This is a genomic window from Achromobacter sp. MFA1 R4 (genome assembly GCF_900156745.1).
Classification (GTDB): Bacteria; Pseudomonadota; Gammaproteobacteria; order Burkholderiales; family Burkholderiaceae_B; genus Achromobacter.
The window spans coordinates 4,345,912-4,366,530 of sequence record NZ_LT707065.1; the positions used below are offsets into that span (position 1 = coordinate 4,345,912).

Below are 20,619 nucleotides of genomic sequence, written 5' to 3' on the forward strand. Positions count from 1 at the left end.
ACCGGCATTTTTTCAGCTTTTTTTGCAGCCCGATTCCCGATTCCCGACGACCGACGACCCGACGACAGCAAGGAGACCCATCCCCATCCAGTGCCCCGCAAGACCTGCCAGCCGCATTCAACAAGAAAAATATTCCAGCGACGAGACGCCAAAAAACAGGCGCCGTCCCCCGATGCAGCACGAGGAGACAAAATGAAATATCGCACCACCGCCGCGGCCGTGTTCGCCGTGGCAGCCCTGGGTTTCGGCGGCGTTGCCGCCGCGCAATGGCCCGAGCGGCCCATCACGCTGATCGTTCCGTTCCCCGCGGGCGGCGGCACGGATACCTTCGCCCGTCCGCTGGCCGCGCAGCTCACCACGCAGCTCGGCCAGACGGTGGTCATCGACAACAAGGGCGGCGCGGGTGGAACCGTGGGCGCCGGCGTTGCGGCCAAGGCCAAGCCCGACGGCTACACCTTCTTCATGGGCGGCGCGCACCATGCGCTGGCGCCTTCCCTCTACAAGAACCTGAGCTACAACATCCAGAAGGATTTCGTGCCGGTCGCCCTGGTGGCCCAGCCGCCGCAGGTCGTCGTCATCAACGCGGGCAAGCTGCCGGTCAAGACCCTGCAGGAGTTCATCGATTACGCCAAGAAGCGCCCCGGCGAAATCAACTTCGGCACGGCGGGCAAGGGCAGCACGCACCACCTGGCCGGCGAACTGTTTGCGATGCAGACGGGCATCAAGCTGGTGGACGTGCCGTACCAGGGCGCGGGCCCGATGCTGTCGGCGCTGATCGGCGGGCAGGTGGACCTGGCGTTCGACGGCCTGGGCTCGTCGGCCGGCCACATCCGCGCCGGCGCGATCAAGCCGCTGGCCGTGGCCGCCAAGGAACGCTCGCCCTCGCTGCCCGACGTGCCCACCGCCGCCGAGGCGGGCGTGCCCAACTACACCGTGTCGACCTGGTACGCGATCTGGGCGCCCGCGGGAACGCCCAAGGAAGCGGTCGACAGGATGGCCGCCGAGATCACCAAGGCCCTGAACACGCCCAAGCTGAAGGAGACCTGGGCGGGCAACGGTTCGGGCGTGCCCACGCTGACGGGCGCCGAGTTCGGCAAGTTCGTCGACAGCGAGGTCACGCGCTGGGCCAAGGTGGTCAAGGACTCCGGCGTCACGCTGGACTGAAGCCTCAACGCCACTCGCTGGCCTGGCTGAGCCGGGCCAGTTGGTCATGCGTCAGCGTCAGGCTGGCCGCCTTGACCAGTTCGTCCAGCTGGGCGAGCGAGGTGGCGCTGACAATGGGCGAGGTGATGCCCGGCTGCGCGATCTGCCAGGCCAGCGCGGCCTGCGCGGGCGTGCAGCCGGCGTCCTCGGACACTTCGTCCAGCGCCTTCAGGATGCGGTAGCCGCGGTCGTTCAGGTATTTTTCGACGATCTTCGCGCCGCGCGCGCTCTTAGCCGCGTCATCGGGCCCGCGGTACTTGCCGCTGAGAAAGCCGCTGGCCAGCGCGTAGTAATTGATCGTGCCCATCTGCTGCGTCTTCACCAGGCTTTGCAGTCCGGATTCGAAGGGCTCGCGCGTGTACAGGTTGTACTCGGGCTGGATGCTTTCGTAGCGCGGCAGGCTGTGCCGCTCGCTGGCGATCAGCGCTTCGGACAGGCGCACGGCCGTGTAGTTGGACGCGCCGATCGCGCGCACCTTGCCCGCTTCGATCAGCTTGGCGTATTCGCCCAGCGTGTCGGTCAGCGGCGTGTCCGGGTCGTCCTGGTGGGATTGATAAAGATCCACGTGGTCCGTCTGCAGGCGGGCCAGCGACGCGTCCAGCGAACGCCGGATGTAGGCGGGGGACAGGCCCTTTTCGCCCGGCCCCATCTCCATGCCGACCTTGGTCGCGATCAGGACCTGGTCGCGCTTGCCCGAGCGCTTGAGCCACTTGCCGATCAGCGTTTCGGATTCGCCGCCCCGGTTGCCAGGCACCCAGCGGGAATACACGTCGGCGGTGTCGATGAAATTCAGCCCCGCGTCGACCAGCGCATCCAGCAGCGAAAAGGTGCCGGCCTCGTCGACGGTCCAGCCGAAGACGTTGCCGCCGAAGGTGAGCGGGGGAACCTGCAGGCCGGATCGGCCCAATGCGCGTTTGATCATGGTTGGCCTCGGGATACCGCCGGCAGGCGCGCGAAACGGGATGAACGGCGTTTGACCGGCGGCTTTCAGTATATTCACGCCGCTGACCCATGGCGGGGCGAGCCTGTATGCATGCACCATTACAGGGATTCCCCCCACGCCATTTGGCAGGCGGCACGTTAGACTATACGGCTTTATGGCAGGCTGAACGGATGGCACATTCCGCGGCCGGCCATGAAGATACCGGCACATTCAACAAGCATTACCAGGGTTCAAGGAGCAAACATATGCTGATCGGAAAAAAACATTTTCTGACGGTTGGCGCGATGGCGCTGGCGATGGCTATCGCCGCGCCGGTCGCCGCGCAGCAGAAGTCCGTCGCGGTCACCGCCATCGTCGAGCACCCGGCGCTGGATGCCGTGCGTGACGGCGTGCAGGACGCCCTCAAGCAAGCCGGCTACGAGCCGGGCAAGAACCTGAAGTGGCAGTATCAAAGCGCGCAGGGCAACAACGGCACCGCCGCCCAGATCGCGCGCAAGTTCGTCGGCGACCGTCCCGACGCCATCGTCGCGATCGCCACGCCGTCGGCCCAGGCCGTCGTCGCGGCCACCAAGGACGTGCCGGTGGTGTATTCCGCCGTGACCGACCCGGTCGCCGCGCAGCTCGTGTCCAGCATGGACGCCTCGGGCACCAATGTGACCGGCGTGTCAGACCTGCTGGCGCTGGACAAGCAGGTCGAACTCATCAAGAAGATCGTCCCCAACGCCAAGCGCGTGGGCATCGTCTACAACCCGGGCGAGGCGAACTCGGTCGTGGTCGTCAAGAAGCTGCAGGAAATCCTGCCCAAGTCGGGCATGAGCCTGGTCGAAGCCGCCGCCCCGCGCTCGGTGGACGTGGCTTCCGCCGCGCGCAGCCTGATCGGCAAGGTCGACGTTATCTACACCAACACCGACAACAACGTCGTGTCGGCCTACGAATCGCTGGTCAAAGTGGGCAACGACGCCAAGATCCCGCTCATCGCGTCGGACACCGACAGCGTCAAGCGCGGGGGCATCGCGGCCCTGGGCATCAACTACCGCGACCTGGGCGTGCAGACCGGCAAGGTCGTCGTGCGCATCCTGAAGGGCGAAAAGCCCGGCGCGATTCCGTCTGAAACCAGCTCCAAGCTGGAGCTCTACGTGAATCCGGGCGCCGCCGCCAAGCAGGGCGTCACGCTGCCCGAGGCGCTGATCAAGTCGGCCGCGGTGGTCGTGAAATAATCCGGCGCGACATCCGCCCCGCCATGCCTAGCCGGCGTGGCGGGGTTTTTCTTGCGCTTTTCCCTGGGAAAGTCCGTGCATCCGCAGGCGCCGCCGGCGCGCGGACGCCTGGGCGGGAAACGGGAGAAAATGCGTTGCGGGAAACGTTTGTTGCGAAAGCTCGGGTAAAACTGACCCTGGAACGCAAGAAATCCCACGTTTCACTTCTTTAATATGCTCGTTTCTTACCTGATTGGATCTGACCCATGTCATTGTTCTCGTTGTTAGGCGCGCTGGAGATCGGGCTGATCTTCAGCCTGGTGGCCTTGGGCGTATTTATCTCCTTTCGCCTGCTGCGCTTTCCGGACCTGACCGTGGACGGCAGCTTCCCGCTGGGCGGCGCGGTCTGTGCGACGCTGATCGCCTCGGGCACCGATCCGTTTTCGGCCACCATCATCGCCACGATCGCCGGCGCGGCCGCGGGGCTGGTCACCGGCTGGCTGAACGTCAAGCTCAAGATCATGGACCTGCTGGCCAGCATCCTGATGATGATCGCCCTGTATTCGATCAACCTGCGCATCATGGGCAAGCCCAACGTGCCGCTCATCACTGAGCCTACCGTCTTTACGATCCTGCAACCGGGCGGGATTGCCGACTACGTCGCCCGCCCGTTGATCCTGATCGTCATCGTCATCCTGTGCAAGCTGGCGCTGGACTGGTTCTTCGCCACGCAGACGGGTCTGGCCGTGCGCGCCACCGGTTCCAACGGCCGCATGGCGCGGGCGCAAGGCGTCAATACCGGCCGCATGATCCTGGGCGGCATGGCGCTGTCGAACGCGCTGGTCGCGCTGGCGGGCGCGCTGTTCGCGCAGACGCAGGGCGGATCGGACATTTCGATGGGCATCGGCACCATCGTGATCGGCCTGGCCGCGGTCATCGTCGGCGAAAGCATCCTGCCGTCGCGCAAGCTAATGCTGGCGACGCTGGCCGTCATCATCGGCGCCATCGTCTACCGCTTCTTCATCGCCCTGGCGCTCAATAGCGATTTCATCGGCCTGAAGGCCCAGGACCTGAACCTCGTCACCGCGGTGCTCGTCACGATCGCCCTGGTCATCCCGATGCTCAAGCGCCGCCTGGTCGGCAAGAAGGGGCGCTGATATGTTGTCCGCAAAAGATCTGAAAATCACCTTCAACGCGGGCACGCCCATCGAGACCCGCGCGCTGCGCGGCCTGTCGCTGGAGATCCCCTCGGGCCAGTTCGTGACCGTGATCGGTTCCAACGGCGCGGGCAAGTCCACGTTCCTGAACGCCGTGTCGGGCGACCTCCCGGTCGACTCCGGCCGCATCGACATCAACGGCGTGGACGTGACGCGCCAGCCGGTCTGGGCGCGCGCGGGCAGCGTGGCCCGCGTGTTCCAGGACCCCATGGCGGGCACCTGCGAAGACCTGACCATCGAGGAAAACATGGCGCTGGCGCAGATGCGCGGCGCATCGCGCGGCTACAGCCGCGCCGTGAAGGCCTCGATGAAAGACGGCTTTCGCGAGCGTCTGGCCACGCTGGGCCTGGGCCTGGAGAACCGGCTCACCGACCGCATCGGTCTCTTGTCCGGCGGCCAGCGCCAGGCGGTCAGCCTGCTGATGGCGGCATTGCAGCCCTCGCGCATCCTGCTGCTGGACGAACACACCGCCGCGCTCGACCCGCGCACCGCGGACTTCGTGCTGCAGCTCACGGCGCGCATCGTGGCCGAGAACCAGCTCACCACCATGATGGTCACGCACAGCATGCGCCAGGCGCTGGACGTCGGCGACCGCACCGTCATGCTGCACCAGGGCCAGGTCGTGCTGGACGTGTCCGGCGACGAGCGCCGCGGCATGGACGTGCCGGACCTGCTTGCCATGTTCGAGCGCGTGCGCGGCGAGAAGCTGTCGGACGACGCGCTCTTGCTGGGGTGATCGCGCGCTAGATAAACCGGCCGGGCCGGAAAGCGCGATGGCGGTCGGCGCCGCCGCCCCGCATCAGCTCGGCCAGAATCTTCGCGGTGCCCGGCGCCGTGCTGAACCCGATGTGCTGGTGACCCAGCGCCAGCCATAGCCCGGGATGGCGCGGCGCCTCGCCGATCATCGGGCGGCTGTCGGGCAGGGTGGGGCGGCGGCCCAGCCAGGCGGCGGCGTCCAGGCGCTCTCCCAATGGCAAGGCTTCGCGCGCGCGCTGTTCCGCCAGGTCCAACTGAACGGGGCGGGCAGGCGCGTCGCAGGCGTCCAGCTCGACCCCCGTGGACAGGCGCAGTCCGCGCGCCATGGGCGACAGCACGTAGCCCCCACCCGTGTCGTACACCGGGCGCGTGACGCGCGCGCCTTCGCGTCCGCTGTAGTGCATGTGATAGCCGCGTTCGAACGCCATCGGCAGGTCGATGCCGGTCGTTTTCAACAAGGCCTTGGACCACGGTCCCAGCGCGACGACGAGGCGGTCGGCCGATACGGATTCGGATGCGTTCGTCCCTTGCACCGTCCAGCCTGCGCCGTCGCGGCGGATGGCGCTGGCGGTCAAGCGTTGGAATGCGCCGCCCTCGCGCCGGAACAGGTCGGCGTAGGCCGCAACGACCTCATGGGGATCGTCCACCGAGTACGAGCCCTGTATCCACAGCGCGCGGGGAAAGATGGGCGACAACGCGGGTTCCAGTCCGGCCAGGTCGGCGGGAGCCAGTTCGCGCGTCGGCACCTCGTACTGCGCGAAGGTGCGGCGCGCCAGCGCGCCGGCCTGCCAGGCCGCTTCTGTGCGATAGAGGAAGATCCAGCCAGTATCGCGCAGCCGGTGGCGCGCGCCGCTCTCGTCCAGCAGCTTGATGTGTTCGGGCGCGGACAGCCGGATCAGGCCGTCCAGCGCGCGCGCGGTTTCCTGGAAGACGGACGCCCGCGCGCTTAGCAGGAAGCGCGTCGCCCAACCCAGGTTCGCGGCCAGATACTGCCAGCGATACCTGAACTGGACCGTGTCGTTCTTCAAGAGGCGCGGCAGTTGCCCCCACAGCCCCGGATGGTTGAACGGCATCAGCGAACTGCGGGCCAGTACGCCAGCGTTGCCCATTGACGTTTCCATGCCCGGTTCCTGGCGGTCGACCAGTGTGACCGTCATGCCGCGCCGGCGCAGTTCGAGCGCGCAGCAGACGCCGACGATGCCCGCGCCCAGCACGATGACGTGATTGCCCATGTCTTTTTTCATCCTTGTTCTTTGTGCCCCAGGATACGCCGTGCCGCCTGGACGCCCCACCATGAGGCCTCCTCGAAGACCGAATACCCCGACAGGTCGGCGTGCGCGAACAGCACCGGCCCGTCCACGGCCCGCAGCGCGGCCAGCCCTGGATTGGACAGGTAGCCGCAGACTGGCGTAGCCATGGCGTGGCCGCGCACGGTGATTTCCAATTGGCGGGCGTGGCGCCAGAAGTCCTTGCCATACGCCGCGACCAGGTCCACGGCCGCCATGTCGCGCAGCGCTTGCGGGCTGGCGCTTGTCAGCCAGTCGCGCGCGGCCCGCGGCGTCTGGCCGCTCAGCGCGTGATAGGCCGTGAAGACGCTGCGCGGGGGCCGCGCCACCCGCAGCAACTGATGGGTGGACACCACATAGCCCAGGGCCTCGCCCTGGTAGACCACGTTGTCCCACGACAGGGGCTCGCCGGGCGCTTCGACGGGATAGCCTTCCATGACGAAGTTCGACACCATCCAGGCCGCGTGCGGGGCGGCGTGCGCCGCGGGGTCGTATCCATACGCGCGGATGTCCGGCAGCAGGTGCTGCGCCACGAAGAGCGGCATGGCGCAGACCGTCCGGCGGGTCTGGATGGCGTAGGCGCGGGGGTCGCCCTGCGGTCCGGGCGTCAGGCACGTGACCCGCGGACCGGCCGGCAGCTCCTGGACGCGCGCCGCCGTGCCCGGCAGCAGCCAGCCGGCGTGGCCGAGCCGTTGCGTGATGGCGTCGCGCATCCGGTCGGCCAGGACCGCCAGCCCGCCGGGCCAGGTCAGCACGGCGCCTTCGCCGGCGTTGGCCGCATGGCCGTCGCGGCTGGCGAAATAATGCAGTCCGGCCCATGCCGACACCACGCCGTGGCGTTCGCCGTAGTCGTCGCGGCAGCAGTAGTTCAGATACCAGTGCAGGGCGGGCGAGGTATAGCCTTCGCGATCCAGCCACTGCTTGAAGGTCAGGTTGTCCAGCGCGCGCCAGGCCGGATCGCGCGACGACAGGACGAGCGGGATGCTGAACACCTTGCGGCCGTCGCTGCCCACTTGCGTGCGCAGCCGTTCGATGTATTCGAGGAACCGGCGATGCTGCGCGGCGTCGGCCTCGGGCACGCCGGTCATGGGCAGCAGGTGCTCTTCCCAGCGGCCGTTGCGCAGCAGCCGTTCCTGCGGCGAATGCACCAGGACGGACTCGTCGTAGTACGGACGCACCTCGCCCGCGCCGTGTTCGATGAGGCCAAAGTCCGCCAGCATCTCGCGCACGTGGGAGGACGCCAGCGAGGGCAGCGGCAGGTAATGCGCGCCCAGCGGATAGTCCAGGCCGTCACGCTGGCCGGCCGCCGCGTTGCCGCCGAATTCCGGGCCCTGCACCACGACGAAATCGGTAAAGCCTTCTCGTGCCAGTTTCCAGGCGCAGGACAGTCCGGCGACCCCCGCGCCCAGTATTGCGACCTCATGCCGGCGCGTGGCGGACGGCTGCGGCAGGGCGGCGCCATCGCGCAGCGCGTGCCCGGCCTGCATGCCCGGATAGCGCACGTCGGGCGTGGTCTCGACGATGCGCGAGCGCCAGTAGCCGACGGAGCCCGCGGCGGCGGCCGTGGCGGCGCCCAGCAGGAAGCTGCGGCGCCGCATCAGCGGATCACCTTGCGCCAGTCCTCGTCGAAGTAGCGCACCAGCGATTGCTCATTCAGGCGGTTGGGCGGCATGGCCAGCGCCGGCATGTCGGCGGGAAAGTGAAAGAGTTCGCGCACGGTGACCGGGTCGAGGTAGCGCGTGGCCACGGTGAGCGTCTCGGGCGGCGTGTAGTCGCGCCGCTTGCTGGCCAGGATGAAGCCCCAGTCGCCGAACGACGGCACGTACACATGGTACGGCCACGTGTTCAGGCCGGCTTCCTTGAGGGTGGCGTCCACGCTCCAGAACGAGCGGGGCGCGAAGTAGGGCGACGTGGACTGCACGACCAGGTAGCCGTTTTCGGCCAGGTGACGCGCCATCAGGTGATAGACGGGCACTGAGTACAGGCGCCCGAGGCCGAAGTTGGACGGATCGGGAAAGTCCACCACGATGAAGTCGTAGACCTCGGCATGCGTCTCCAGCCAGCGGCCCGCGTCGTCGTTGATGACCGTCACGCGAGGGTCTTTCAAGGCGCCTTCGTTCAGCTTGACCAGCGGCTCGGAGCGCGAGAAGAGATTCGTCATGGCGGGGTCCAGGTCCACCAGCGTGACGTGCTCGATGTGCTTGTATTTCAGGATCTCGCGCACGGCCAGGCCGTCGCCGCCGCCCAGCACCAGCACGTTGCGCGCCCAGGGCAGCGCCTGCAGGCCGGGATGCACCAGCGATTCGTGATAACGATGTTCGTCGCGCGACGAGAACTGCAGATTGCCGTTGATGTACAGGCGCAGGTCGTCGTGCCAGCGCGTCACGGCCAGGCGCTGGTATTGCGTGGTCTCGGCATGAATGACGTCATCGCCATATAGTCCCTTCTCGGCCCAGGCGGTCATGCTGCCCGAATACACGAAGCCCAGCCCCAGGATGCCGATCACCACGCCGGCGCGCATGGCCTTTTCGCCGGGGCGGGTGACCTCGGCGCGGAACAGCCAGGTCGTCCACAGCGCCACGCTGGCGTTCAGGATGCCAAACAGGAAGCTCGTGCGCAGCAGCCCCAGCTTGGGCGCGAGCAGCAGGGGGAAGACCAGCGACACCGCCAGGGCACCCAGGTAGTCGAAGGTCAGCACGCGGCTGACGATTTCGCGGAACTCCGCCTTGCGCTGGTTGAAGACGCGCATCACCAGCGGGATCTCCATGCCGACCATCAGGCCGATGATGAAGACGCCGACATACAACGCCGCGCGAAAGGGCGCGGACAGCCACGCGAACACCAGGAAAAGCACCGCGGCGGACACCCCGCCCAGCAGCGCGACCAGCAGCTCCACGTCGATGAAGCGATTCAGAACGTCTTCGTCTCTTACATATTTTGACAACCATGAACCGATGCCCATGGCGAAGAGATAGCACCCGATCACCGACGAGAACTGCAGGATCGAATCCCCCAGTAAATAGCTGGCGAGCGCGCTGCTGATGAGCTCGTAGCCCAAACCGCAGGATGCAACGATTAATACCGAGAGAATGAGAACGCGGTCGCGCATGGAGTGTCCGAGCCGAAAAATGCGTTCGCAGTATATCGAACGCCACGTATATACTGCGCGCAATTGGGAGGCTGGCAATGGGAGAAGCAATGCATCCGGCGGTGACCTATCTGATCTATATCGTTTCGGCGCTCGTCATGCTGGGCGTGTTTACGGCGGTCTACACGGCCGTCACGCGCTACAAGGAGTTCGACCTCGTCCGCGAGGGCAATATCGCCGCGGCCATGTCCTATGGCGGCGCGCTGGTCGGTTTCAGCCTCACGCTGGCGTCCAGCATCGCGATCCACGCCAGCTTCGTCATGTTCCTGGTCTGGGGCGTGGCGGCGATGGTGGTGCAGATCGTCGTCTACGTCGTCGTGGCCAATGCCATACGCGGCATGAACGACGCCATCGTGGAAAACAACATCGCCATGGGCGGCCTGCTCGGCGCGATTTCCCTGGCGGCGGGCATCGTCAACGCCGCCTGCCTGACCTGAGGCCGCCGCGCCATCCGATCCGACACAGGAGGACTTTCCATGAGTCTCGGTTCATTCATTCGCAAGCAATTCATCGACATCCTGCAATGGAACGAGGATCGCGACGGCGTGCTCGCCTGGCGCCATCCGATGCAGGATTTTGAAATCCAGTACGGCGCCAGCCTGACCGTCCGCGAATCGCAGATGGCGGTGTTCGTCAACGAAGGCAAGGTGGCCGACGTGTTCGGCCCCGGCATGTACAAGCTGACCACGCAGACGCTGCCGATCCTGACCTACCTGAAGAACTGGGACAAGCTCTTCGAGTCGCCCTTCAAGTCGGACGTGATCTTCTTCAGCACGCGCCTGCAGCTTGGCCGCCGCTGGGGCACGGCCCAGCCGGTGACCCTGCGCGACAGCGAATTCGGCATGGTGCGCCTGCGTGCCTTCGGCGTGTACTCGTACCAGATCGCCGACCCCGGCAAGTTCTACCGCGAAATCAGCGGCACGCGCGACGTCTACACCGTGGACGACCTGGAGGCGCAGCTTCGCAACATGGTGGTGGCCGCCATGACGACCGCGCTGGGCGGCGCCAAAGTGCCGTTCCTGGACATGGCCGCCAACCAGGGCCTGATGTCGCAGAGCATCGCCGAGCAGCTCGCGCCCGTATTCGACCGCTACGGCGTCAAGCTCGACAACTTCACCGTCGAGAACGTGTCGCTGCCCGAAGAACTGCAGAAGGCGCTGGACACCCGGATCTCGATGGGCATGGCCGGCGACCTGGGCAAGTTCACGCAGTACCAGACCGCGACGTCCATCCCGCTGGCCGCGCAGAACGAAGGCGGCATCGCGGGCATCGGCGCTGGCCTGGCCGCGGGCGCCGCCCTGGGCCAGACCATGGCGCAGGGGCTGGGCCAGCCGCAGCCCGGGCAGCCGCCCCAACAGCCCCAGCCCGCGCAGGCCGATCCCGTGCAGCGCCTGCAGCAACTCAAGGAATTGCTGGACAAGGGCCTCATCACCGCGGCGGACTACGATACGGCCAAGGCCGACGTGCTGAAGAAACTCACCAGCTAAGGCCCCATGCAGCAGGTTCTGTGTCCGCAGTGCGGCGCCCCAGTCAAGTTCACGTCCGCGGCTTCCGTCATGGCGGTCTGCGGCGCGTGCCGCAGCACCTTGCTCAAGGATGCCGAGTCGGTCAAACGCATCGGCGAGGCGGCCGACGTCCTGGAAGACTATTCGCCGCTGTGCCTGGGCGCGGCGGGCGTCCACGACGGCAAGCGCTTCGACGTCATCGGCCGCATCCAGCTGCGCTTTGACGAAGGCTTCTGGAACGAGTGGTATCTGTGGTTCGAGGATGGCACCGATGGCTGGCTGTCGGACGCCTCGGGCCAGTACGCCGTCACGCGGCGGCGCCAGGCCAAGACCACGCAAAGTCTGCCGGCGTTCGAGGACATCGCGCCGGGCGACGAGTTCAAGCTGGACGGACAGCGCTTCGTGGCCGCGGACGTGCGCACCAGCCAGGCCGGCGGCGCCCAGGGCGAGCTGCCGTTCGTGCCGGGCGACGGCTGGCAGGCCAAGGTGGCCGACTACCGGAGCCTGGACGCCTTCCTGACGCTGGACTTTTCCGATGGCCCGCAGCCCGAGCTCTACATCGGCAAGGCGTTCGACCTGGCGGCCATGCAGGCCGGGTCGCTGCGCACCAAGGAGCAGGTCGAGGAGACCGCCGGGCGTTTCCGCGGCCAGATCAAGGCGCTGGATTGCCCCAATTGCGGCGCGCCGATCACCTTTGTCGCTGCGATGGCCACGAACGTGGTCTGCCCCTCGTGCGCGGCGGCCGTCGATTGCTCGGGCCCCACGGCAGAAGTCATCGAAAAGGCGCGCCGGGTACAGAAGATCCGGGCCACGCTGGCGCTGGGCTCGGTCGCAAAGATGGAGGGCGTGGACTGCACCCTCATCGGCCTCATGAAGTGCGCCGACCCCGATCCCGAAGAGCCCTCCAGCTGGACCGAGTACCTGCTGTTCAATCCGGCCAAGGGATTCGTCTGGCTGGTGGAGTCCGAAGAGGGGTGGGAGCGCGTGCAGGTCTGCGACACCTGGCCCAGCCACAACAACGCCACCAGCGTGCGGTGGCGCAACCGGCTGTACCAGAAGCTGTACGACTACACCTCGCGCGTGGAAATGGCGCTGGGCGCCTTCAACTGGCGGGTCAAGGTCGGCGACAGCACGCGCATCACCGATTACAAGGTCGGCACGCTGAAGCTCACGCGCGAGCTGGGCGACAAGGAACTGGGGTGGTCGGCGTCGGCGCCGGTGTCGCCGGCGCAACTGGCCCAATGGTTCAACCGGCCCGAACTCAACCGGCAGAAGGCCATGGCCGGCGCTACCGCCAAGGCCGCCGGGGGCTACCGCAAATGGGCCAAGGGGGCGCTGATCGCCATGGTGTTCCTGAACTTCGACAACATCTTCGACGGCCGTTTCATTCCGGTCCTGGTCGGGATGGCGTTTCTGTGGGTGCCGGCGCTGCTGGCCGACACGCTGATGGGCGAGGACGAATAGCATGAAGGGCAAGGTGTTGTATGCCATCTATGCGGTGGTGGTCGTGCTGGCCACCACCAGCGCCAGCGGGCCAGGCTCGCGCCTGGTCGGCGGCGGCAGCGGCAGCAGTTGGGGCGGCGGTTATTCCGGCGGGTCCGGCTGGTCGTCGGGCGGATCCCACAAGTGACGGGGCACGCCACCCCGGGCCGGCACGTGCTGGCGGACTTTCGCGGCGTCGAGGCCGGCCTGCTGGCCGACGCGCCCGCCCTGGAACGGCAGATGACCGCGGCGGCGCGCGCGGCGGGCGCGCAGGTGCTGAGCGCGCATTTCCATCATTTCGGCGAAGGGGCGGGAGTCACGGGCGTGATCCTGCTCAGTGAATCCCACATCAGCATCCATTCCTGGCCGGAGCACCGGTTCGCGGCCCTGGACATCTTCATGTGCGGCGCCGCCCGGCCCGAAGCGGCGTTGGACTTCCTGCGCGCCGCGCTGGCCCCCGAAGCGGTGCGCGTCACTACCGTGGCGCGCGGCTGACATCGCACTGCGCCGTTCGGCTAAACACTGCCCTTGATATTTCATAAACGCCACGCCCTGCAAATTGACTACCGTTATATACCTGGATATATTTCGATCCTGAACCGCCCCTATCCCCAGGAGAACGACATGTTGTACAAACGCCCGCTCGTTGCGCTGACTCTGGCGCTTGCCGCCGCATGGAGCGGCCATGCCAGCGCCGGCGAGCTGGTGGTATCGGCCGCCGCCAGCCTGACCAACGCGTTCAAGGAAGTGGCGCAGGGCTTTGAAAAAGCGCACGCGGGCACCAAAGTGATCCTGAACTTCGGCGCGTCCGACGTGCTGCTGCAGCAGATCGTGAAGGGGGCGCCGGCGGACGTGTTCGCCTCGGCCGACCAGAAGGCGATGGACAAGGCGGTCGAGGAAAAGGCCGTCAAGCCCGCCTCGCGCGTGGACTTCGCGGCCAACCAGATCGTGCTGATCGTGCCGGCCGACAGCAAGGCCAACATCACGGCGCTCAAGGATCTGGAGCGCGCCGAGGTGAAACGCATCGCCTATGGCAATCCCGCCTCGGTGCCGGTGGGGCGCTACACGCAGGCGGCCTTGCAGGCCGCGGGCCTGTGGGACGCGGTGCAGGCCAAGAGCGTGCTGGCCCAGAACGTGCGCCAGAGCCTGGACTACGTGGCGCGCGGCGAGGTCGACGCCGGCTTCGTCTTCGCGACCGATGCGGCCATCATGCCGGGCAAGGTCAAGATCGCCGTGCGCGTGCCCTCGCAGACGCCGGTGACCTATCCCATCGCGTTGACCACGCGCGAGGCCGCATCCAAGGAAGCCGAAAGCTTTGTCGCTTATGTGCTGTCGCCCGCCGGCCAGGCGATACTGTCGCGCTACGGCTTCCAGAAGCCTTGAGTCCCTGTTCAATCGTAGGCATCGATGAGTGATCCGGTCTGGGTTCCCCTGCTGCTTTCCCTGAAAGTGGCCGGGTGGGCCACCCTATTGGCAGCCATTGCCGGCACGGCCGTGGCCTATGGCCTGTCGCGCTGGCGCTGGCCCGGCCGCGACCTGCTCGATGCCATCCTGACGTTGCCGCTGGTGCTGCCGCCCACCGTGCTGGGCTATTACCTGCTGGTGCTGCTGGGCCGGCGCGGCATCCTCGGCGAGACGCTGGCGGGCTGGGGCATCGAGCTGGTCTTCACCTGGCAGGGCGCCGTGATCGCGGCGTCCGTGGTGGCTTTTCCCCTGGTGTTCAAGTCGGCCCGCGCCGCGTTTGAAAACGTCGACGGCCAGCTCGAGAACGCGGCCCGGGTGCTGGGCGTGGGCGAGGCCGGGGTGTTCTTCCGCGTGACGCTGCCGCTGGCCGCCCGCGGCATCGCCGCCGGCGTGCTGCTTGCGTTTGCGCGCGCGCTGGGCGAGTTCGGCGCCACGCTCATGATCGCCGGCAACCTGCCGGGCCGCACGCAGACCTTGTCGGTCGCCATCTACGAAGCGGTGCAGGCGGGCGACGATGCCACCGCCAACATGCTGGTGCTGGTCACCTCGGTGACCTGCGTCGTCGTGCTGCTGGCCGCGGGCAAGCTCGTGCCGATCGGCGCCGGCCAGCGCAACGGAGGCGGGCGATGAGCGTGGACATCCAGGTGCGCAAGACCATGGTGTCGGGCGACCGCAGATTCGACCTGGACGTGCAATTCAGTTCGTCCGCCAAGCGCATCGCGCTCTTCGGCCCGTCGGGCGCGGGCAAGAGCCTGACGCTGCGGGCCGTGGCCGGGCTGCTGCGTCCGGACGCCGGGCGCATCGAGATCAACGGCCGGGTGCTGTTCGACAGCCAGGCCGGCATCTGCCTGCCGGCCCGGTCGCGCCGCGTGGCTTACCTTTTCCAGGACTACGCGTTGTTTCCCCACCTGACCGTGGCGCAGAACATCGCCTTCGGCCTGCGCCGCGGCTGGCTCAATCCGCGCCGACGCGAGGCGACGCGCGAGGCGCGGCGCTGGGTGGATGCGTTCGAGCTGGGCGCCATCGTGGGCAGCTATCCCAACGAAATCTCGGGCGGGCAGAAGCAGCGCGTGGCGCTGGCGCGGGCGCTGATGCTGCAGCCCGACATCCTGTTGCTGGACGAACCCTTTTCCGCGCTGGACTCCCAACTGCGCGGCAAGATGCGCCAGGAACTGGACGCGCTGCAACGGCAGCTGGACGTGCCGATGCTTCTGATTACGCACGATCCGGCCGATGTGGAGGCGCTGGCTGATGAGGTGTTCCAGGTGCGCGAGGGCAGGGTGGGCCGCGGCGACGAACGCGTGGGCCTCTGACCGGCCCGGGCGGCGCAAGGCCCTCTGGCTGCCTGCGGGAAGGGGCTAGTCCAGCACGCCCAGGATCACGCTGGATGCCTTGAAGATGGCCACGGCCGGCGCGCCGACGCCGAGCTGCAGGTCCGTTGCGCTCTCGTTCGTGACAATGGCCGCCAGCGTGGCGCCGCCGTCCATGTCGATCAGGATTTCGGTGTTGACCGCGCCCGGGCGCAGCTCGGCGATGCGGCCCAGCAACTGGTTGCGGGCCGAGAGCCGCAGGCCGGGGCCGGGGGCGCCGACGATGACCGACGACGCCTTGACCAGCGCAATGGCTTCCTTGCCCACCGCCAGGCCCAGCTCTTTCGTACTTTCCCGCGTGATGGTGGCCGTGACGGCATGGCCGCCGGCGATGCGCAGCAGCACTTCGTCGTTCACCGCGCCTTCTCGGATCTCGATGACGGTGCCCAGGAACTTGTTGCGTGCACTGGTCTTGAGCATGAATCGCCTCATCAGGTCGATGTCGCCGCTGGCATCCTGCCCCGCGCGCGTCAGGTTGTCCATGAACTTGCGATGCTCGGCCTCGAGCGCCCGGAAGGTCGCGATCAGGCGGCGCGCCCTGTCGGTCAGCCGCGTGCCGCCGCCGCCCTTGCCGCCCGCCGCCCGCAGCACCAGCGGCTCGCCGGCCAGGTTGTTCATGGCGTCGATCGCGTCCCACGCGCCCTTGTAGCTCATGCCCACGGCGCGCGCCGCCGCCGTGATCGAACCGGTGGCATCGATCTGCGCCAGCAGGTCGATGCGGTTCTTTCCGCCCCAGGTCTGGGCGCCGGAGCGAAACCAAATAGAGCCGTCGAGTTCGAGCATGGTGTGGGGGGTGTCGTTATCCATGGCAGGGAGCGTCGGGAAGTGTAATGGACCGGCGCGAGCGAGGGCGGCCGGGGTGCTCATGAACCGGCCATTTCGCAACCCCTTGCGCGGTGGCCGGGGTTGCGAATGAGATTCTGTTGAAACTTTGGTGGCTTCGCGGCACTATGTTCTGGCCTTGAACTCACGGAGAGATCGACATGAAAGCGTTGAAATTGCTGACGGCGGGTTCCATGACGGCATTACTGGCGGCCTGCGCCTCTGGCCCCACGGTCAAGAGCGATTATGACCACCAGGCTGATTTTGCGCAGTACCGGACTTTCGGCTACATGACGCCGCTGGGTACGGACAAGGCGGGCTACAACACCTTGCTGACCGAACGGTTAAAGAGCGCCACGCGCGGCCAGATGGAAATGCGCGGCTATACGTACAGTGCCACCAATCCCGACCTGCTGGTCAATTTTGGCGCCAAGCTCCAGCAACAGACCGAGGTCGTGCCCGGACCCGCGCCCATGGGTCCCTACTACGGCTACCGCGCGGGCTTCTACGGCGGCTGGCCAGGCTACGGGTGGGGCGACGACGTCTATCAATATACCGAAGGCACGCTCAGCATCGATCTCGTGGACGCGCGCCGCCGGCAACTGGTCTGGGAAGGCGTCGCGGTGGGTGAAATCCAGAACCCCTCCAGCGCCGGGTCGTCCGAGAACGTGAACAAGGTCGTGGCGGAAGTCTTCGCCAAGTACCCCTTCCGCGCCGGCGTTGCCGCGCCGCAGGTTCCCGACAAGACTAAACGCTAGACCCGCATCGGATCCCGCGTTGGACCAAGTGTGATAGGACGCCGCATGACTGTACGCCCCAAGGCCCGCAACGAAGACACCAAAGACACCGAAAACGCCAAAGACCCCAAAGACTCCCAGGAAATGCCGCACTACGACACCGTTGCGCTCGTGCTGCAGGGCGGCGGGGCGCTCGGGTCGTACCAGGCGGGGGTGTACCAGGGCCTGCACGAGGCCGGCATCCGGCCCACCTGGATTTCCGGGATCTCCATCGGTTCCATCAACGCGGCCATCATCGCCGGTTCGCCGGAAGACGAGCGGGTCGACCGCCTGCGCGGCTTCTGGGAAAGCATCTGCCGGCCCAGCGGGTTTGCGTCGATGCCGTGGGGCGAGTCGTTGGGGCGCATGTTCGAGGGCGTTCCGTTCGGCTTCGGCTCGCCTGCCATGAACGGGCAGGTGTCGGCGCTGCAGGCGCTGCTGACGGGCCAGCCGGGCTTTTTCAAGCCGCGCTTTCCGCCGCCCTACATGGTCCGGGGACGCGGGGCCGCCTCCACCAGTTTCTACGACACCTCGCCGCTGGCCGATACCTTGCGCCAGTTCGTGGACTTCGATGTGCTCAACAGCGGCGCGGTGAGGGCCAGCTTTGGCGCCGTCAACGTGCAGTCGGGCAATTTCGCGTACTTCGATAGCACCGAGCGCACGCTGGGACCCGAGCACATCATGGCCTCGGGCGCCTTGCCGCCGGGATTTCCGTCAGTGGAGATCGAGGGCCAGCACTATTGGGACGGCGGCGTCGTGTCCAATACGCCGCTCGCGCAGGTGCTGACCACCGAAAACATGCGCGACACGCTGGCCTTCCAGGTGGACCTCTGGCCCGCGCGCGGCGCCCTGCCCACGTCGCTGGAAGAGGTGGCCGAACGGCAGAAGGACATCCAGTATTCCAGCCGCACCCGGCTGGTCACCGACCAGTTGCGGCGTGTGCTCAAGCTGCGCCATGGCCTGCAGCGTCTGCTTGAACGTCTGCCCGAAGCCGATCGCGCGGCGCCGGACCTTGCCGACATCCGCAAGCTGTCGCACACGCCGGCCACCAACATCATCAACCTCATCTACGAAGCCAAGCACCTGGAGCGCTACTCCAAGGACTACGAATTCGGCACCGAGGCGATGCGCGAGCACTGGGAATCCGGACTCGCCGACATCCGCCGCACCCTGCAGAAACCGGGCATCCTGGCCCGGCCCACGCAGGACAGCTGTTTTGTCACGCACGATATCCATCGCAACGGCACCAAGCATTCATGACATTCATGACGGCGCGGGGGGCGCCACCGCTACTTGCGGGCGGTTTGTAGGATTGGTCTGAAAGGTGAGCGTCGGCAGGCTGGGGACCGCGCCTTGGCGGTAGTCTTGCGGGACAAACCGCAACCTTGTTTCGGGACCGTCCGCCACCGCATGCCGGCAGCCGTCCCCTTGGAGAACCGTCTTGGATGCCCCCGTTCTTGCACCCGTTCTTGCCGCCGTTGTTGCGCTCGATGTTGCTCCCGATGTTGCCCTCGATGTTGCTGCCGATCTTGCCCCCGACGTTGCCTCCGGTCTCGCGGGCCCGCGTTCCGCCCGGCGGCACGCGCCCGCCGGCGATGCCTGTCGAATCCAGACGCCAGCCCGCCGGCGGACCGGCGCCGGCCATGATCCCGGCGATGGCTGGTGGAGCCTGCTCTACTGGGGCTGGACCTTGCAGATGCCCAGCGGCGCGCGCCTGGACCTCACCGAGATCGAACGCGCCTGCTTCGCCTGCCTGGTAAAGAATCCGCGCCGCGAACTGGTGCGCGATGAACTCAAGGCCATCCGCAGCGGACTGAACATGCGGTCCCTCAACGTCGCGATCTGCCGGCTGCGCGGCAAGGTGCGGCAGGCCGGTTTGCGGCTGCCGCTGCACACCGTCCATGGGGTGGGCTACGCGTTTCTCGGCAACCTTCGGGAGCTGTCCACCGACTAGAAAATTGTTGCGGATTTACTTCTGAAAGTTCCCCCGAAACGCCCGAAAGTACGTGATTTCCCCAATAACTGAGTTACATTACTGGGCTATTCACGTGTCGTTGGTGACGCTTGGTCATGTTTTGATCCCTGCCTGCCGGCACGATCGAACCGCTGCCATGACTTGACGCAATTTCACGACGCGGTTCATTTCGCTACGCGGGGGTTTCAATGCGGTTTTCGCCTAAACGATTTTCGGGTCTGGCTTTTTCCGGTGGCGTCCTCGCGCTGATGTTGGCGGGGTGCGGTGAAAGACCCCAAATGAACCCGGGCATGCCACAGGTCAGCGTCATCACCGTGCAGCCCCAGCGCGCGCCCATCGTCTCCGAATTGCCGGGCCGCGTGGACGCCGTGCGCGACGCGCAGATCCGCGCCCGCGTCACCGGCATCGTCCAACGCATCGCGTTCGAGCAGGGCGGCGACGTCAAGGAAAACCAGTTGCTGTTCAAGATCGACCCGGCGCCCTACAAGGCCGCCTACGATCAGGCGACGGCGCAGTTGAAGCAGGCGCAGGCCAACCTGTTCAGCGCCAAGCTGCTGGCCGACCGCTATGCGCCGCTGGTCAAGGCCAACGCCGTCAGCAAGCAGGAATATGACAACGCCGTGGCATCCTATCGCCAATCCGACGCGGCCGTCGCGGCCGCGAAGGCCGCGCAGGACAACGCCGCCATCAACCTCGGCTACACGGACGTCACGTCGCCCATCACCGGACGCATCGGCAAGCCGCTCGTGACCGAAGGCGCGCTGGTCGAATCCACCTCCGCCACGCAGATGGCCACGGTGCAGCAGCTCGACCCCATCTACGTCGACTTCACGCAATCCACCACGGACCTCGCCGCGCTGCGCCGCGCCTTCGCCAGCGGCCGCCTGCAGCAGGTCGGCCAGGATGCGGCTCGCGCAACCGTCGTGCTCGAGGACGGCACCGAATACGACCACCCCGGCAAGCTGCTGTTCACGGGCATCACCGTCGATCCGACCACGGGCCAGGTGAACCTGCGCGCCGAAGTTCCCAATCCCGACGCCATCCTGTTGCCCGGCATGTATGTCCGGGTGCGGCTGGAGCAGGGCTTCGACGACAGCGCGCTGATGGTTCCCCAGCAGGCGCTGCAGCGCACGGCGGATGGCAAGCAGAGCCTGATGCTCGTGCGCGACAACAAGATTGCGCAGGTGCCCGTCACCACCGGCGGCGCCTTGAACAACAACTGGCTGGTCACCAGCGGCCTGAAGGCCGGCGATGTGGTCGTGGTGGAAGGGTTCCAGAAGATTCGTCCCGGCGCGCCGGTTCAGGTCAGCCAATGGAACCGGGGAGGCGCAGAACAGGGCGCCAAGCCTGCTGAAGCCGGCGCCAAGCCCGCTGAAGCCGGCACCAAGCCCGCCGAATCCACCCCCCAGCCCGGCGCCAAGCCGGCCGAGCCTGCCCAGCAGGACAAGGCCGCAGGCCAGAAATCGTAAGCGGCAC

The 20,619-nt window shown here is 66.8% G+C and carries 21 protein-coding genes; 16 read left to right on the forward strand and 5 right to left on the reverse strand.

The window, feature by feature from the left end:
* The first annotated feature begins 192 nt into the window (after positions 1 to 192).
* Positions 193 to 1,164 (forward strand): tripartite tricarboxylate transporter substrate binding protein, encoded by a 972-nt coding sequence (locus BXA00_RS19910; RefSeq protein ID WP_076520160.1) that lies wholly within the window; start codon positions 193 to 195, stop codon positions 1,162 to 1,164.
* A 4-nt stretch (positions 1,165 to 1,168) separates the two neighbouring features.
* Here the strand turns inward: BXA00_RS19910 and BXA00_RS19915 are convergent, their stop codons facing one another.
* The gene (locus BXA00_RS19915) at positions 1,169 to 2,125 is read right to left on the reverse strand and encodes an aldo/keto reductase (protein ID WP_076520161.1); all 957 of its coding nucleotides are present in this window, start codon (positions 2,123 to 2,125) and stop codon (positions 1,169 to 1,171) included.
* 266 nt (positions 2,126 to 2,391) lie between these two features.
* Here BXA00_RS19915 and BXA00_RS19920 point away from each other — a divergent pair, with 266 nt between their 5' ends.
* The 3 genes from BXA00_RS19920 to BXA00_RS19930 all read left to right on the forward strand — a co-directional run bounded on the left by BXA00_RS19920 (position 2,392) and on the right by BXA00_RS19930 (position 5,295).
* Complete coding sequence (locus BXA00_RS19920) at positions 2,392 to 3,363, forward strand: ABC transporter substrate-binding protein (protein ID WP_076520162.1); 972 nt, start codon at positions 2,392 to 2,394, stop codon at positions 3,361 to 3,363.
* Between the two features lie 245 nt (positions 3,364 to 3,608).
* Entirely contained in the window at positions 3,609 to 4,499 is an 891-nt protein-coding gene (locus BXA00_RS19925) for an ABC transporter permease (protein ID WP_076520163.1), read from the forward strand.
* A gap of 1 nt (position 4,500) precedes the next feature.
* Positions 4,501 to 5,295 (forward strand): ABC transporter ATP-binding protein, encoded by a 795-nt coding sequence (locus BXA00_RS19930; RefSeq protein WP_076520164.1) that lies wholly within the window; start codon positions 4,501 to 4,503, stop codon positions 5,293 to 5,295.
* Positions 5,296 to 5,302: 7 nt separating this feature from the next.
* Here BXA00_RS19930 and BXA00_RS19935 read toward each other — a convergent pair whose 3' ends face one another.
* Genes BXA00_RS19935 through BXA00_RS19945 form a run of 3 tightly spaced genes read right to left on the reverse strand, consistent with a single transcriptional unit; the run spans position 5,303 to position 9,710 of the window.
* Positions 5,303 to 6,547 (reverse strand): FAD-binding oxidoreductase, encoded by a 1,245-nt coding sequence (locus tag BXA00_RS19935; RefSeq protein WP_076520165.1) that lies wholly within the window; start codon positions 6,545 to 6,547, stop codon positions 5,303 to 5,305.
* Positions 6,548 to 6,555: 8 nt separating this feature from the next.
* Positions 6,556 to 8,199 carry an NAD(P)/FAD-dependent oxidoreductase gene (locus BXA00_RS19940; RefSeq protein ID WP_076520166.1) on the reverse strand — a complete coding sequence of 548 codons (1,644 nt, stop codon included), beginning with the start codon at positions 8,197 to 8,199 and terminating at the stop codon, positions 6,556 to 6,558.
* Entirely contained in the window at positions 8,199 to 9,710 is a 1,512-nt protein-coding gene (locus tag BXA00_RS19945; RefSeq protein ID WP_076520167.1) for a polyamine aminopropyltransferase, read from the reverse strand. Before BXA00_RS19945 ends, BXA00_RS19940 begins: the two co-directional genes overlap by 1 nt.
* Before the next feature lie 89 nt (positions 9,711 to 9,799).
* Between BXA00_RS19945 and BXA00_RS19950 the strand changes: the two genes are divergently transcribed.
* From BXA00_RS19950 to BXA00_RS19980, 8 genes are all read left to right on the forward strand, one after another.
* Entirely contained in the window at positions 9,800 to 10,186 is a 387-nt protein-coding gene (locus BXA00_RS19950) for a DUF350 domain-containing protein (protein ID WP_076520168.1), read from the forward strand.
* A 39-nt stretch (positions 10,187 to 10,225) separates the two neighbouring features.
* Positions 10,226 to 11,236: an SPFH domain-containing protein gene (locus BXA00_RS19955; protein WP_076520169.1), complete on the forward strand. Its 1,011-nt coding sequence runs from the start codon at positions 10,226 to 10,228 to the stop codon at positions 11,234 to 11,236.
* Between the two features lie 6 nt (positions 11,237 to 11,242).
* Positions 11,243 to 12,718, forward strand: coding sequence for a DUF4178 domain-containing protein (locus BXA00_RS19960; RefSeq protein ID WP_076520170.1), 1,476 nt, complete (start codon positions 11,243 to 11,245; stop codon positions 12,716 to 12,718).
* Between the two features lies 1 nt (position 12,719).
* The gene (locus BXA00_RS29115; RefSeq protein ID WP_172805881.1) at positions 12,720 to 12,884 is read left to right on the forward strand and encodes a hypothetical protein; all 165 of its coding nucleotides are present in this window, start codon (positions 12,720 to 12,722) and stop codon (positions 12,882 to 12,884) included.
* Positions 12,881 to 13,231: an adenosylmethionine decarboxylase gene (speD, locus tag BXA00_RS19965; RefSeq protein ID WP_076520171.1), complete on the forward strand. Its 351-nt coding sequence runs from the start codon at positions 12,881 to 12,883 to the stop codon at positions 13,229 to 13,231. Before BXA00_RS29115 ends, speD begins: the two co-directional genes overlap by 4 nt.
* A 129-nt stretch (positions 13,232 to 13,360) precedes the next feature.
* Positions 13,361 to 14,119 (forward strand): molybdate ABC transporter substrate-binding protein, encoded by a 759-nt coding sequence (gene modA / locus BXA00_RS19970; RefSeq protein WP_076520172.1) that lies wholly within the window; start codon positions 13,361 to 13,363, stop codon positions 14,117 to 14,119.
* Between the two features lie 24 nt (positions 14,120 to 14,143).
* On the forward strand, positions 14,144 to 14,830 hold the full coding sequence (modB, locus tag BXA00_RS19975) for a molybdate ABC transporter permease subunit (RefSeq protein WP_076520173.1): 687 nt from the start codon (positions 14,144 to 14,146) through the stop codon (positions 14,828 to 14,830).
* A complete protein-coding gene (locus BXA00_RS19980) occupies positions 14,827 to 15,513 on the forward strand; it encodes an ATP-binding cassette domain-containing protein (protein WP_076520174.1) in 687 nt (228 codons plus the stop codon). Before modB ends, BXA00_RS19980 begins: the two co-directional genes overlap by 4 nt.
* Before the next feature lie 45 nt (positions 15,514 to 15,558).
* Here BXA00_RS19980 and BXA00_RS19985 read toward each other — a convergent pair whose 3' ends face one another.
* Entirely contained in the window at positions 15,559 to 16,353 is a 795-nt protein-coding gene (locus BXA00_RS19985; protein ID WP_076520175.1) for a TOBE domain-containing protein, read from the reverse strand.
* 200 nt (positions 16,354 to 16,553) lie between these two features.
* Between BXA00_RS19985 and BXA00_RS19990 the strand changes: the two genes are divergently transcribed.
* The 4 genes from BXA00_RS19990 to BXA00_RS20005 all read left to right on the forward strand — a co-directional run bounded on the left by BXA00_RS19990 (position 16,554) and on the right by BXA00_RS20005 (position 20,612).
* Positions 16,554 to 17,150 (forward strand): DUF4136 domain-containing protein, encoded by a 597-nt coding sequence (locus BXA00_RS19990; RefSeq protein ID WP_076520176.1) that lies wholly within the window; start codon positions 16,554 to 16,556, stop codon positions 17,148 to 17,150.
* A gap of 45 nt (positions 17,151 to 17,195) precedes the next feature.
* The gene (locus tag BXA00_RS19995) at positions 17,196 to 18,428 is read left to right on the forward strand and encodes a patatin-like phospholipase family protein (RefSeq protein WP_076520177.1); all 1,233 of its coding nucleotides are present in this window, start codon (positions 17,196 to 17,198) and stop codon (positions 18,426 to 18,428) included.
* A 181-nt stretch (positions 18,429 to 18,609) separates the two neighbouring features.
* Positions 18,610 to 19,122 (forward strand): winged helix-turn-helix domain-containing protein, encoded by a 513-nt coding sequence (locus BXA00_RS29275; protein WP_231952117.1) that lies wholly within the window; start codon positions 18,610 to 18,612, stop codon positions 19,120 to 19,122.
* Between the two features lie 209 nt (positions 19,123 to 19,331).
* Positions 19,332 to 20,612, forward strand: coding sequence for an efflux RND transporter periplasmic adaptor subunit (locus BXA00_RS20005; protein WP_076520178.1), 1,281 nt, complete (start codon positions 19,332 to 19,334; stop codon positions 20,610 to 20,612).
* The last annotated feature ends 7 nt before the right edge of the window (positions 20,613 to 20,619 follow it).

Coding starts and splice junctions, on each gene's coding strand:
- BXA00_RS19910 (WP_076520160.1), top strand. CDS start 193: ATGAAATATCGCACCACCGCCGCGGCCGTGTTCGCCGTGGCAGCCCTG.
- BXA00_RS19915 (WP_076520161.1), bottom strand. CDS start 2,125: ATGATCAAACGCGCATTGGGCCGATCCGGCCTGCAGGTTCCCCCGCTC.
- BXA00_RS19920 (WP_076520162.1), top strand. CDS start 2,392: ATGCTGATCGGAAAAAAACATTTTCTGACGGTTGGCGCGATGGCGCTG.
- BXA00_RS19925 (WP_076520163.1), top strand. CDS start 3,609: ATGTCATTGTTCTCGTTGTTAGGCGCGCTGGAGATCGGGCTGATCTTC.
- BXA00_RS19930 (WP_076520164.1), top strand. CDS start 4,501: ATGTTGTCCGCAAAAGATCTGAAAATCACCTTCAACGCGGGCACGCCC.
- BXA00_RS19935 (WP_076520165.1), bottom strand. CDS start 6,547: ATGGGCAATCACGTCATCGTGCTGGGCGCGGGCATCGTCGGCGTCTGC.
- BXA00_RS19940 (WP_076520166.1), bottom strand. CDS start 8,199: ATGCGGCGCCGCAGCTTCCTGCTGGGCGCCGCCACGGCCGCCGCCGCG.
- BXA00_RS19945 (WP_076520167.1), bottom strand. CDS start 9,710: ATGCGCGACCGCGTTCTCATTCTCTCGGTATTAATCGTTGCATCCTGC.
- BXA00_RS19950 (WP_076520168.1), top strand. CDS start 9,800: ATGCATCCGGCGGTGACCTATCTGATCTATATCGTTTCGGCGCTCGTC.
- BXA00_RS19955 (WP_076520169.1), top strand. CDS start 10,226: ATGAGTCTCGGTTCATTCATTCGCAAGCAATTCATCGACATCCTGCAA.
- BXA00_RS19960 (WP_076520170.1), top strand. CDS start 11,243: ATGCAGCAGGTTCTGTGTCCGCAGTGCGGCGCCCCAGTCAAGTTCACG.
- BXA00_RS29115 (WP_172805881.1), top strand. CDS start 12,720: ATGAAGGGCAAGGTGTTGTATGCCATCTATGCGGTGGTGGTCGTGCTG.
- modA (WP_076520172.1), top strand. CDS start 13,361: ATGTTGTACAAACGCCCGCTCGTTGCGCTGACTCTGGCGCTTGCCGCC.
- modB (WP_076520173.1), top strand. CDS start 14,144: ATGAGTGATCCGGTCTGGGTTCCCCTGCTGCTTTCCCTGAAAGTGGCC.
- BXA00_RS19980 (WP_076520174.1), top strand. CDS start 14,827: ATGAGCGTGGACATCCAGGTGCGCAAGACCATGGTGTCGGGCGACCGC.
- BXA00_RS19985 (WP_076520175.1), bottom strand. CDS start 16,353: ATGCTCGAACTCGACGGCTCTATTTGGTTTCGCTCCGGCGCCCAGACC.
- BXA00_RS19990 (WP_076520176.1), top strand. CDS start 16,554: ATGAAAGCGTTGAAATTGCTGACGGCGGGTTCCATGACGGCATTACTG.
- BXA00_RS19995 (WP_076520177.1), top strand. CDS start 17,196: ATGACTGTACGCCCCAAGGCCCGCAACGAAGACACCAAAGACACCGAA.
- BXA00_RS20005 (WP_076520178.1), top strand. CDS start 19,332: ATGCGGTTTTCGCCTAAACGATTTTCGGGTCTGGCTTTTTCCGGTGGC.